Annotated in this window: 9 protein-coding genes; 5 read left to right on the top strand and 4 right to left on the bottom strand. The window is 41.8% G+C overall.

The window, feature by feature from the left end; translation table 11 throughout:
- Positions 1-85 precede the first annotated feature (85 nt).
- Both MgSA37_RS15425 and MgSA37_RS15420 read right to left on the bottom strand, forming a co-directional pair.
- Positions 86-934: an ROK family protein gene (locus tag MgSA37_RS15425; protein ID WP_096353139.1), complete on the bottom strand. Its 849-nt coding sequence runs from the start codon at positions 932-934 to the stop codon at positions 86-88.
- Between the two features lie 7 nt (positions 935-941).
- Entirely contained in the window at positions 942-2,189 is a 1,248-nt protein-coding gene (locus tag MgSA37_RS15420) for an MFS transporter (RefSeq protein ID WP_096353138.1), read from the bottom strand.
- Between the two features lie 868 nt (positions 2,190-3,057).
- Between MgSA37_RS15420 and MgSA37_RS15415 the strand changes: the two genes are divergently transcribed.
- Positions 3,058-4,410: a PhoH family protein gene (locus MgSA37_RS15415; protein ID WP_096353136.1), complete on the top strand. Its 1,353-nt coding sequence runs from the start codon at positions 3,058-3,060 to the stop codon at positions 4,408-4,410.
- Positions 4,411-4,543: 133 nt separating this feature from the next.
- Positions 4,544-5,179, top strand: a complete 636-nt coding sequence (locus tag MgSA37_RS15410; RefSeq protein WP_197706003.1) for a phosphodiester glycosidase family protein — start codon at positions 4,544-4,546, stop codon at positions 5,177-5,179.
- Between the two features lie 122 nt (positions 5,180-5,301).
- On the opposite strand, the gene MgSA37_RS15405 is transcribed toward MgSA37_RS15410, so the two are convergent.
- Positions 5,302-7,446: an FUSC family membrane protein gene (locus MgSA37_RS15405; protein WP_096353133.1), complete on the bottom strand. Its 2,145-nt coding sequence runs from the start codon at positions 7,444-7,446 to the stop codon at positions 5,302-5,304.
- Between the two features lie 334 nt (positions 7,447-7,780).
- On the opposite strand from MgSA37_RS15405, the gene MgSA37_RS15400 reads away from it, so the two are divergent.
- The 3 genes from MgSA37_RS15400 to tmk all read left to right on the top strand — a co-directional run bounded on the left by MgSA37_RS15400 (position 7,781) and on the right by tmk (position 11,878).
- Positions 7,781-10,363 carry a phosphoenolpyruvate carboxylase gene (locus MgSA37_RS15400; RefSeq protein WP_096353132.1) on the top strand — a complete coding sequence of 861 codons (2,583 nt, stop codon included), beginning with the start codon at positions 7,781-7,783 and terminating at the stop codon, positions 10,361-10,363.
- Positions 10,364-10,556: 193 nt separating this feature from the next.
- Positions 10,557-11,087, top strand: coding sequence for a DUF4142 domain-containing protein (locus MgSA37_RS15395; protein ID WP_096353130.1), 531 nt, complete (start codon positions 10,557-10,559; stop codon positions 11,085-11,087).
- A gap of 167 nt (positions 11,088-11,254) precedes the next feature.
- On the top strand, positions 11,255-11,878 hold the full coding sequence (tmk, locus tag MgSA37_RS15390) for a dTMP kinase (RefSeq protein ID WP_096353129.1): 624 nt from the start codon (positions 11,255-11,257) through the stop codon (positions 11,876-11,878).
- A gap of 498 nt (positions 11,879-12,376) precedes the next feature.
- On the opposite strand, the gene MgSA37_RS15385 is transcribed toward tmk, so the two are convergent.
- Entirely contained in the window at positions 12,377-13,573 is a 1,197-nt protein-coding gene (locus tag MgSA37_RS15385; protein ID WP_096353127.1) for a DUF763 domain-containing protein, read from the bottom strand.
- Between the last annotated feature and the right edge of the window lie 81 nt (positions 13,574-13,654).

Raw genomic sequence — 13,654 nt, 5'->3', positions numbered from 1 at the left:
ATTATTAATTTGAAGATTTGAAAATGTGGTAATTTGAAAATTATTATCATTTTCAAATCTTCAAATCATCTAATTTTCAAATCAATTACTCCGCATCGTAATATAACGCAGCCGCTCCCAAAATCCCGCTATTGGCTAAAGCGGAGGTTTCAATTTTAAGGTTACCGATGCTTTTAGGAAATTCAAATGTTTTGATGCGTTCCCACATCGCTTTTTCAAAGAAATCATAAGCAAGCGCTACCGATCCTCCTAAAATAATCAGTTCAGTATCATAGGTGTACATGATCATTTTAATCGCATTGCCTAAGTGTTTACCCAGTTCAGCATAAAGTTTTAATGCTTCCTCATCACCCTTTTTTGCTTTTTTAAACACTTGTTCGCCGCTCAGGCCATAAACATTATGAAAAAAGGAACCGCTTGCATAGTACTCATAGTTTTTCTTTAAATAGTCAACCATCCCAAATTCCCCGGCCCCGCAGTTACGGCCCGCATACAAGTGGTTGTTAATGATAATGCCGGCACCCAGCCCGGTGCCGATGGTTAAACCGATCATATCAGTAACCCCCTTACCTTTGCCGAAGTAATGTTCGCCCAATGCAAAGCAATTGGCATCGTTGTTGATAAAAACAGGGAGCCTGTAACGGGCTTCCAGCAGTTCTTTTAAATGAACTTCTTTCCAGGACGGGATATGGATCACGTCATAAACAATACCTTTTTTTACATCCACTACGCTGGGCACGCCAATGCCGATGGCTTTAATGTTTTTATCCATCAATACATCTATCAGGGAATAAACATCCTCCAGTACCTGCTCTTCAGTCCCTTTTCTTTTGATCCGCCTCGAGATGATTTCGGAGAGATCCTTGTCATTAACCACAGCTCCCCGGATATTCGTGGCGCCCAGGTCAATTCCTATAACGTGTTTGTGAGTCATCTATCTGTTATACTTTATCTTTGGTGTCAAATATAGTTTTATTGGTAATCAATGGTTTCGCCCAAAAACCAATGCTTAGCATATAGCCAAAAGTAATGTAAAGCACCATCATTGCCGCCCGCAGTCCAACCAGGTCACCAAGTCCGCCGATAAGCAGCTGAATGCCGGCGCCTCCAATAATGCCTGTTACCAAAATGCCCGCAAATGAACCATGATGCTCATCTACCGAACTCAATGCCAGCGAGAAAATAATAGGATACATTACCGACATAAAGAAACCAACTATCGGGAAAGCATATAAGGAAACCTGCGCGCTGCCAAAAAGGCCAAATGTTAAAGCAATAATTGCAGGGATGGTAAACAGCACCAGCAGTTTACGGCTATCCATCAGTTTTAATAAAAACAAACCCAAAACACCGCCGGCAGTCATCAATCCCCAAAAATAGCCTACCGCATGCGCGCCGGTAGTTTCGGAATTGAAATGATGATAGCGGAACAGAAATTCAGACATCCAGTAGGATACGCCCTGTTCAGTCCCTACGTAACTGAACAGTGCGATAAAATATAAAATAACAACAGGCTTTTTAAAAAGCATCACATGCGTGGCCCATGGCCCCGCTTTTTCATCCTCGTTTAACTCAACTTTCGGAAACCGCGAGAGCAGCAAAACGGCAAACATAAAAACGCAGATCACGGTGAAAAGCCAGTATAGCGAGATCCAGGGCAGATCATGCGGCACCAAAGGTTGCAATACCGAAAAAATACCCGAATGGTTTCCCTGCGCCAAATTTAATACCAGGTACGAATACACAAACGGGCTTACAAATGAAGCACCGCCAAATATCAATTGTGCCAGAACAGAGGTAAAAGCATAATTTTCCTCCCCGCCTGCGGTTCTTAATAAAGGGTTGATCACTACCTGCAGCATGGCCATTCCGCAACCTATTAAAAACAAGGATAAAACAGCGGTCAGGTAATTCGGCTCGGCAGCTAAAAGTAACGCCCCCAGGAACGCGACAACAAATGCAGCAGTCATGATCACCTTTTCATTATACTTCTGTACCAGCATGCTTGAGGGGATAGACATTACCCCGTAGGCGATAAAGAATGCAAACGGCAATACGCCAGCCATCCCGGTACTCAATTTAAAATCCTTTATAAACTCAGGGCCCAGCGGGCCTATGATATTTGTTAAAAAGGAAATCACAAAAAAAGTGAGCATGATTAATGCTACAATGTAATAGCTGCGTTTCATTAATTTGGTTTAAATGGCTGGTAATTGATTGTTGTACATATTTAACGGAAATCTTTAGCAATAGCAAGTTTTTAAAATATTTATAAAAGTGGCCTCACCCAACCCTCTCCAAAGGAGAAGGCGTTAAAAGGAAAAGCGGTTTGTTAATAAATTATTGTTTACCCTCTCTTTTGCAAGCCAAAAAAAGGGTTAAAAACAGTGGTGTTTTGCTCTCTTTAAAAAAAAAAAATTATAAAATTCAGTATTTAAGAATATCTATCAATCTGCAATAAGCGATTTTTAGGCTATTATGTGAATAACTATGATGTTAATAACTCCGGATAATTGTAATATATCACCCTAAATCTTTTATAAATCAATATAAACTACATGGTATAAAATTGTTAAAAACCTGTTAATAAAAAATAAAAAAAAAGCTTGACAAATATTCAGTCAGGCCCTACATTAGAATCATCAAGAACGACGTACTTTGACATCTCACAGGAATACGGAACTGAATCGGGCGGACCCCAGGGCGAGCTAAAGATCACGGAAGTACCCTGAGTTACCCAAAAATGAAAACGGCGAAAGTCGCTGAAAAAGAAGGTAATTAAATGAGGATCAGCAGGCTTGCAATTTTTTACGGAGAAAAGCAAACACCACTGATGAACTGAAAGGAATCAATGCCCGCAAGGACAACAGAATAGCAGGTCGGTTAAAATACACAAAACTTGATGCCATATGTTTGACCACGGTTAAACATAGGGTCAGGAAACGGAAGTCGAATCGCAAGAAGAGGCTTCCGTTTTCGCTTTTTACCCGATTTTTTTTCCGTCAATATATAATTTCTATTTTCCCTCCCGGCTGAAATTAACTAATTTAGACGCACATGAGCAAGGAAGGCAAAACCAGGCAGGACGGAAGGCCAAAAATATTTGTTTTAGATACCTCGGTGATCTTATATGATCATAATGCGTTTGAAAATTTCCAGGAACATGATGTGGCCATCCCTATCCAGGTGCTGGAAGAGCTGGATAACATGAAAAGCGGCAACGATACCCGCAATTTTGAGGCCCGCAGCTTTATCAGGCTGATGGACGATATTTCTCACAATCACTTAATCAACCTGTGGCGGCCCCTTAACGGGAAAAGTAAGGGCAACTTTAAGGTGATCATGGACACCAAAAACCTGGGGATTGATGCCGAAGCTGTTTTTGGTTCAGATAAAGTTGATCACCGCATCCTGAATGCCGCTTTGGGCCTGCAGGAAGAATACCCGGATAAAAAGGTAGTGCTGGTATCAAAAGATATTTGCCTGCGGCTAAAGGCCAAATCGCTTAACCTGCACGCCGAAGATTACGAGACGGGAAAAATTAAAAACCTGGATGAGCTTTACACAGGCGAAACTACTTTACATAAAGTACCCGAAAAACTCATCAGCCAGCTTAATAAATCAGAAACAGTAGGAGCCGGCAGCTTTGAAATGCAGCCCCATACCAGCAATCATTTTTATATTTTAAACGGTAAAAAGGGTTCGGTACCGGGTTTTTACAATTCAAAAACGGCCCAGCTGGAAAAAATAACCGAACAGCCGGTTTTTAATATTTTTCCTAAAAATATTGAACAAGCCTTTGCTATCCATGCCCTGCTGCACCCGGATATTAAACTGGTGTCTATACAGGGAAACGCGGGCACCGGCAAAACTTTACTCGCCCTTGCCAGCGCGCTGGAGCAGCGTAAAAATTTCAGGCAGATCTTTGTTACCAGGCCCATTGTGCCGTTGAGTAATAAGGACATCGGCTTTTTGCCGGGCGATATCAAGTCAAAGATCGACCCCTATATGGCGCCGATATGGGATAACCTTAAATTTATTAAAGACCAGTTTGCCGATGATGATAAAATGCAGGCAAAAATTGATGAACTGGTGGCCAACGATAAAATTTCCATCGCCCCGCTGGCCTTCATCCGCGGACGCACGCTGAGCAAGATCTTTTTTATTGTCGATGAGGCCCAGAACCTGACCCCGCACGAAGTAAAAACTATCATTTCCCGTGCCGGCGAAAATAGCAAGTTTGTGTTTACAGGCGATATTTACCAGATAGATACCCCATACCTGGATGCAGAAAGTAACGGACTGAGTTATCTGATTGATAAGGCCAAAGGCCACCCGCTTTATGCGCATATTACCCTGCAAAAAGGGGAGCGCAGCGAGTTGGCTAATTTAGCTACGGAGTTGTTGTAATTGATAAACAGAAAAAATACCATCCTGCATCATGAAAAGGAACTCTATCATCTTACTTGCTACTATTCTGTTTTTTACCATTTTTGGAATATTTGTTTTTGCTAAAAAGGTCCAAACAGAAGACGACAGGTTTGTGAGTTATATCGCTGACGCTAGAAGAGGAGAAATAAAACTATATTGGAAAAATGATCAAAATGAAATTTTCCGGAATATCCAAAATTTAAAAACATGGCTCAATAAACATAAACGAACCCTTGTGTTTGCCACGAACGGAGGGATGTACAAACCGGACAACTCGCCACAGGGCCTTTTTATCGAAGACCAAAAAGTCTTGTCATCTTTAGATACTACAAGTAGCAGCGGGAATTTTTACCTGAAACCAAATGGCGTTTTTTACATTACCAAAGATGACATACCAGTTATTTGCACAACCGCGACCTTTACCAATAATAAAAAAATAAAATATGCGACGCAATCCGGGCCGATGTTGGTAATCGATGGGGAAATACATCCAGCCTTTAAAGAAAATTCAACAAACTTGAATATAAGAAATGGGGTAGGGATATTACCAGGCAATAGAATAGTGTTCGCGATGTCGAAATCAGGAATAAACTTTTACGATTTTGCCAAATATTTCAAAAGTATCGGCTGCAAAAATGCCTTGTATCTAGACGGTTTTGTTTCAAAGACTTATTTGCCCGAAAAAAAGTGGACACAAACGGGTGGTAATTTTGGTGTTATTATCGCTGTTACAACATTAGCTAAGTAGAAATGATTTGACAAGCTGATATAATTCTGTCTTCGCAGATTATCTCGAAGAGTATTCCGCAGGGACAGAGGGGCTATGCGAGGTATTCAGATAACTTCAGGCTATGAACTATGAACCATCAACTATGAACCAACAATACTCTCCGTTACCCTTGCAATATCCACACTGATCCTATTGATAAAGCCCAGCTGCTCCTTCAACAAGATGTCGTCATGCTGGGTTAATGGCAGGGCGGGCGTACTTGCAGGGGCGGGTTTCCCTCTCTTAAAGTCAATTAACTTTCCGCCCAGCTTTTCACTGGTATCATTCAATACCGCTATGCTTTTTTTGATCAGTTTTATGTCCTCCGCCTGGTTCTGGTATTTTTTTTTGCCCGAAATGGTGGAAGCTACCGTAGCGATATAAGAGGAAAGGATATGGTTAAGCACCACAAATTTATGTACATCTTTTACGTTTTTTTGCCGGCGTTTGGGTTCTGAGGTCATCCGCTCAAAAGAGGCCGAAAGATTGGCTGATTTCACAAATACATCTTTACGCGCCAGTTTATATTCAATGGTACCCACTTCAATGCCGGTAATGCTTTCCGCTATTTTTACCAGGTAATTTAAATTGGCATAAATTACATCTTTCAACCTATCCTGTATATTGTCATATTCCCAGCTGGGGAATAATAAGTAACTGGCTATAAAAGCGATAGTTGAACCTATTAAGGTATCAATTTCCCGCTCCCGTACCAGCAATCCAACGCCCAGGAATTTAAAAAGGATAAGTACATAAGGCGTCATAAACAACACGCTTACCACGTAATTTAACCGGGTAAAGCTGTAGGTGCCTATCATAAAAATAATCAGCAAAATGAATTGGGTATCACGGTTGGGTATAAACCGCAGGATTATAATCCCCGCTATGCCCCCGATAACCGTACCTATAAGCCGCTGGTAATTGCGCTGTTTGGATAAACTGAAGCCCGGTTTCAATATCACGATAATCGTTAGCAGGATCCAGTAGCTATGGTGGCCGTTGGCTATGGTTTTGGCCAGGATAAAACCAACCAGGCAAACCAGCGATACCCTCAAGGCATGCTTAAAGGCGGTAGATGAAAAAGAAAAGTTATCAAAAAAGATATGCGGCGCATAATCCTGGTGGGTAACAAATTTGGCATATTCCTCATCATAAACCCCGCCCATAAGGGTTTCTGAATACTTTGAATTATAATACTTGTATATACTCTTTATCCGGTCGTTAAGATCGCGCAGGTTGATCAGGATCTTTTTTAACGCCAGGTTGCTGGTTCCCTGTTCGTTTTTCCCTAAGGCATCTATCCGGCTTTTTAACTGTTCCAGTTCTTCAATAAAATCCCCTTTAAACTTATTGCGGGTATTGGAGATCACCATAAAGGAAATATTGTCCATTTCTTCGGCCATATGCTGCAGTACAATGGCAATCTCATTTAATACCCCGGTATCCTTATACTTTGAGCGGATATGGCTGTAATCGTAATGGGTAGCCATGATCTGTTCAAACATGTCTACTAAATCTACAAAAGTCAGCAGCAGGATCCGGCTGGCGCTGGTTGATTCCTTTACCATCACCCGGCTTTTAAACAGCAGTTCCCTTACTGCGTCCTGGTGCTGGCTAACTTTAATCTGCTGGCTAACCAGTTTCCGGTAATTTTCGTCAATATCGGTGTCAGGTAAATAAAAATCGGCTTTTATGCGTAAAAAATCGGCAATATCTGCAATGTTTTCGCCGAGGGTTTGCTGTGCTGCGCGATATGGCCGGATACCAAAAAATACCAGGCTGAAAAGCATGTACCATATGCCCCCTAATAAAATAATGGCGCTGTATCCTAAAACCTCTTCAGGTTTTTCGGCTTTGTCCATCATAAATATCATCACCAGGAGGGCAGAAGTTCCAACCGATGCGGCCCTGTTGCCATAGATGGTAAACATTGAAAACAGGAACGACAGCAAAGTTACCTCCAGCCCCAGTGTAAAAACATTTAACCTTGCAAAGCCTGTGATCACCGCTACCGCGAACAGAAAAAGGTTGCCGATGGCCATCGCGTTCCGTTTGTGCATTAATGGGCCAGGGGTATCTATCGTGCAAATGCATAATGCACCAAGGGAAAGGGTAAGCCCTACATCGAAATGGTTAAATTGCAGAGCGATAAGTGATGGCAGCAGGATTCCGGTAGTCATCCGCAAACCGTCAGAGAAATACTGGCTGTAAAAAAAGCTTTTTATTTCTCTGTAATTGATTTTCATCGTTTTTACTATTTTTTGTGCTCAACAGGCCTTTATTGACGATGTTTTATTCCGTCATTTAAGCGAAGGGCGAAAATTGCCTTTTCCTAAATGATTTTTTTGAGGCCAAAATCATCCTGCAAATTTACAAAAATTAAATAAGTATGCCTTATTTTAATAAATATTGCATAAATATTATCAAACCTTTATAAATTACTCATTTTTTTATTAATTTAGCAATCAGATGTGTAAATTCACATCCGAAAAATACCGGCCCCCGGAAAGGCTGACCTCCGGTGCCTGGTTTGTATTTAACCAATTATAGTAATTTATTTTTTATTCAATTTAATCCGTTATGCCCTTAAACTTAAAACTCAGCCACAGAGAAACAGCTTTTAACAATGAAGTTGTAATGCGGTTTGAGTTATATAATAGTTTGTTTCAAACCCTGCCGTTTTACCAGGTTAAGGATACAGGTATTTTGCTGCCGTTTTTTAGTTCCCATTGCGAAAAGGAAACCAATAAACTAATATCCCCAACCGCCATTATTGAATCGTTTTTCAAAAAATATGTGCCCGATATCGATCACCGCGAGCAAATCAACCGCATGTTTCGCTTTATACAATACATCGAACGGCAGGTGGTTTTGTTTGACGCTATCGAAGATTCTTCCTTTAATAAATTGGGCAGGGCTGATGATACTGGTACACTCCAGGTTTTAACGCAACAGGCGGCAGTAAGCCAGGATGCCCGAAACGAGATCAGTGCAAAACTGAATGATTTTTCATTACGGCTGGTGTTAACGGCACACCCTACCCAATTTTATCCGGGTACCATCCTTGGAATAATGACCGACCTGATTGAAGCATTAAAAACAAACGATATCAACACCATCGACGTTTTATTGCAACAGTTAGGTAAAACGCCATTTTTTAATAAAACATCCCCCACACCGGTTGACGAAGCGATCAGCCTGGCCTGGTTCCTCGAAAATATATTTTACCATGCTGTTTCGGGCATACAATCAAAGCTGGATGAAGAGTTTGATATCAACCCTGAACGCCATAACCAATTACTTGAATTGGGCTTTTGGCCTGGCGGCGACAGGGACGGGAATCCTAACGTTACTACCGAAATTACAAAGTCGGTGGCGAGTTTTTTAAGGCAGCGCGCGTTCAGATGCTACTACCGCGATTATAGGGTGTTGAAAAGACGCGTTACTTTTCGCGGGGTGGAGAAAGCCATGGCCGACCTGGATAAACTGATCTATTCGAACGCTAACTTTAAACAGGATGACAGGGATCTGCAACCCGAAATACTGGAATTACTGAGGTCGATCAGGCATACTTTGGTGGCCGATCACGATAGCCTTTTTGTTAATCTTGTTGATGATCTGATTCGGAAAGTGAGCCTTTTTGGATGCTATTTTGCAACGCTAGACATCAGGCAGGATAGCCGTGTATTACGTAAAGTGTTTAAATTCTGCACGACGAATTCAGGAATTGATACAGGTATACCCAATGGTTTCCTGGACTTTTCTGAAGAAGAGAAAATAAAAAATATAGTATTTAACGAGGCAAATATCGTATGCCCCGAAGACGAGGATAAACTGATTTGCGATACGCTGAATACCATCCGGCTGATGAAGGAAATTCAGTACACGAATGGTGAAAAGGCATGCCAGCGTTTTATTATCAGCAACTGCCAGCAGGCATCGGATATATTACAGTTGATGGACCTGTTTTTATGGAGCGGCTGGAAAAAAGAAAACCTGAGCGTTGACTTTATGCCGCTGTTTGAAATGGTGAACGACCTTAAAAGCGCGGCACAGGTTATGGAGACTTTATATACCCATCCGGTTTACAAAGAACACCTGGCGCGGAGAGGTAATGTACAAACAATAATGCTGGGTTTTAGCGATAGTACTAAAGATGGCGGCTACCTGATGGCCAACTGGTCTATCTACAACGCTAAAGTTGAATTGACCGCCATGGCAAGGAAATACGGTATTGATCTGGCATTTTTTGATGGCAGGGGAGGCCCGCCAGCACGCGGCGGTGGTAAAACTCATCGTTTTTATGCTTCTATGGGCGATGAGATCGCCAATAAGCATATCCAGTTGACTATACAGGGGCAAACTGTAAGTTCGCAATACGGTTCGGTAGAAACAGCGCGCTTTAATATGGAACAGCTGATTAACGCGGGAGTTATTTCAGCGCTGCAGCCAAATCCTAATGATCTGCTGGATGTTAAGCATAAAGCGCTCATCTCAGACATGGCGGAAGAAAGCTATCAATTGTTCCTTGAACTTAGGCAACACCCTTTATTTGTGGAATACCTTGAAAAGTTCAGCCCGCTGAAACTGCTTTCGCATATCAATATCAGCAGCCGGCCAACCAAACGGAATTCGGATGCTGCCCTTAAACTGGAGGATTTGCGGGCCATTAGTTTTGTAACCTCGTGGAGCCAACTCAAACAAAGTATACCTGGTTTTTATGGCGTCGGCACGGCCCTCAATAAAATGAAGGAAGCGGGTAACTGGAATGAGGTAAAAGATCTTTATAACTCATCAGGCTTCTTTAAAACGATGGTTGATAACTGCGTCATGTCTATGACGAAATCAGATTTCCGGGTCACTGCCTACCTGGAGAAAGATAAAAAGTTTGGCCCGTTTTGGAAAATGCTGCGTGATGAATATGAATTAACGAAAGCAATGCTGCTTGAATTAACGGGTACTACCATGCTGATGGGAGAATATCCGGTAGAGCGGCGCTCCATCGCCATCCGCGAAAAAATTGTTTTGCCATTGGTGATTATGCAGCACTATGCATTACACTGCCTAAACAATAACCCGGATGAAGAACTGGCTAAAATTTATAACAAGCTGGTGATCCGCACGGTTTATGGTATTGTAAATGCGGGGAGGAATTTGGCGTAGGTAACCCCAACGTCTTTTTAATACGGGCTGCCCATGGTTATTGGGCAGCCCGCAATTTTTTGGCTCCTGCCCTTTAAAACCTAAAGGATGTCACGATCTATATTCCCCAAAATATATCTTAATAATTGACAGGTCGCATTAAACTATATTCATTTGCAAATGTTATACCTTTATTAATTATAACCGTTTCAAAATGAAAAATATAACTTTCCTCGCAATTGGGATGATTTTATTCATGTTTGCCCAGGCGTGTCAGAATAATCCCGGAAAAAATTACAATAAGGAGCCCCAGGTTGACTCTGCCGGACAAAAGTTTATAAAAACTGCTATTGAAAGTGGTCTCACCGAAATTAAGGCTTCAGGCCTCGCCATAACTAATTCCAACAATCACCAGGTAATTGGTTTCGCCAAGATGATGATGAATGATCACACCAACGCTGACAGTGCTTTAAAAAAGATGGAAGCAAGCAAATTGGTGGATAGCCTTGATACCATTAACACCGCTCATCAGCAAATGATTGCTGCGCTATCCAAACAAAACGGGGCCGCATTTGATAAGGCCTATTTAACAATGATGGTTGCCGATCACCAGGCAGCACTCGATTTATTTACAAATGCCGGTAAAAGCACTGATGCCGATGTTGATAAATTTGCTGCCGCAACCTTGCCAACGATTAAAATGCACCTGGATTCAGCAAAGGCAATCCTGGCTAAGCTTAAATAGCGCTAGTGCCTTACCCAGCCCGCTCCAAAGGAGAGGACTTATTCACGCAGGTGTATTGCTTTTTTATTTTTGTTAATGCATGCTTTGCATTTTAGGTGAGGCTTGCCCGCAAAGTTTCCGATTAAGGCCGTATATTTGGGTGACTATAAATCCGGATAAATATCTTAATGAAGAAAAACCTTTTTATTGCCTTTGAAGGCATCGATGGGAGCGGAAAAAGCACCCAGGTAAAATTACTGAAAGACAAACTCGAACAAGCCGGACTAAAAGTTTACACCACCTGCGAACCTACTGAAAGCCCGATAGGTAAAATTATCAGGGATATATTCACCCATAAAATGGAGGCTGATCACCGGGTGATCGCCGGTCTTTTCGTTGCCGACAGGCTCGACCATCTGTTAAACAAAACAAACGGTATTATCAAAATGCTGGAGGAAGGCTATACCGTAATTACCGACCGGTATTATTTTTCATCATACGCTTATCAAAGCACCCACATGGATTTGAACTGGGTGATCCAGGCAAATTCACTAAGCGCCAATTTATTAAAGCCCGATGTTAATGTTTTTATTGATATAACTCCTGAACAAAGCATGGAACGGTTAAAAAAGGGGAGGACTTCAATTGAACTTTATGAAACCCTTGAAAACCTGCAAAATGTACGCAACAAATATTTTGAAGTAATGGAGTTGCTGCAATCCGTGGAGGAGATTTTTAAAACAAATGGAAACAGGGATGCCGAAACTATTTCAAATGAAATATGGAACAACCTGGAAAGGAGATTTAATTAAGAATTACCTGATATTGCGGCGATTGTTAGCGTAAACTTTAACAGGTATTAATTTTTTGTTGCGCGGGGTAAATATATCTTTAAGGGTTTTTATGATTTCGGCAAACAATTTTACATTCATAATCGTAGATTTTAATGGTTATTTATCAAATATCTTTGAATCTTTATTAAATTCTTCATCAAAAATTAGAAATATTTATTGTAATTCCAAATTTTTTTACTTTTTGCCCCAATAAATGTGACGCTAATTACAATTATATACTAATTATCTGAAAATAATTAAAAACCTGGTAATACGTAAATCTTTTAGCGCAATAATTGCAAACAACCTGGCTATTTTGGAAAACTTGTAAATTTATTAACTATTCGGATTAAATAATTTAATGCATTTTTTAAAAAATTCTGTGTTAATTTAATTAGCTGGATAATACTGTTAAAGAAAAATTCTTTTGTTGCAGATCTTAGGTTTACAACACATGCCTGCTTAAAAATGTTTTACCTAAAATAACGTCAGCTGCGCCGGCGGTTTTGCTTTCCCGAAAACGGTGCGCCCGCCGTATTTCCGGGAATCGTTTCTTTCCCGTTCAATCACTTTATCAAAATTAGCATTCGGTGTAAAGTCTTTTTCGGCCTGCGCTGCTATTTTTGATAAGCGCTTGATCGCTTCATTCTTTTCTGATTCGCCGATCTTTGCTTTATGGATGGCCGTTTGTAATATGCCAATGGTTTCATCATAAACTTTTAAGGGCACCGGGAATGGGTGACCATCTTTTCCGCCATGCGCAAATGAAAATCGTGCAGGGTCCTTAAACCGGGACGGTGTGCCATGGATCACCTCGCTCACTAAAGCCAGCGACTGCAATGTGCGCGGACCCAGGCCCTGTAGCTGTAAAAGTCCCTCAAAATCCTTCGGCTGTTTTTCATGTGCCAGCCATAAAACCGAGCCAAGCCTTTTCAGGTCCACATCTTTTGCACGTACATCATGATGGGCCGGCATTACCAGTTTACTGATCTCCTTCAACATCCGGTCGGGCTGTTCACCGGCTATCTGCATTATGGCATTTCTGCTGTTTTGTGCCCTGCTATCGGCCATATTGATAATATTACCAGCATTTTGGCCATAAATAGAAGTATGCGGATCATCCACAAAAGTACTCAGCGCTTCCGAATGCCAGTGGTAGCGCCGGGCCGTGCTGGTTTCATCGCTCATACCTTGTTGCACCACTGCCCATTTGCCGCTGCTGCTTAAAATAAAGTTGTGGGTATATAATTGAAAGCCATCCTGCACGGCCGTATTATCCACCTTGGCGGCCAACTTACTGCATTTAACCAGGTAATTGCCATCCAGCCCGGTGGCCTGGCCTATCCTTATCAACTCATCAGGTGTTTGTTTGGAATATTTGCCCTTGCCGCCGCAAATATAAATACCCAGCTCTTTGCTGTGCGGGTTTACCGATCGTTTTAAAGCGCCCATCACCGAGGTGGTGATCCCTGAGGAATGCCAGTCCATCCCCATTACCGCGCCCAGGCTCTGGAACCAGAAAGGATCGCTCAGGCGGGCTAAAACCTCGTCTTTGCCATAATCCAGCACAATATTTTCCACCACGGCCAGGCCCAGCTTAGCCATCCGTTCGGCAAGCCAAACGGGCACATGGCCATAATGCAATGGCAGATCGGCACTCCCGGAACGTCTCATGCTAACAAAGTTAGTAAAAAGGACTAGGATTCGTAGGATTAAAAGATTTTAGGATTCATGGCGGATATTAATTTTAGGGTT

The sequence above is a fragment of the Mucilaginibacter gotjawali genome (assembly GCF_002355435.1).
GTDB classification, from domain to species: domain Bacteria; phylum Bacteroidota; class Bacteroidia; order Sphingobacteriales; family Sphingobacteriaceae; genus Mucilaginibacter; species Mucilaginibacter gotjawali.
The sequence above is the reverse complement of the archived record's forward strand: the minus strand, read 5'-3'. Positions and strand labels throughout refer to the sequence as shown.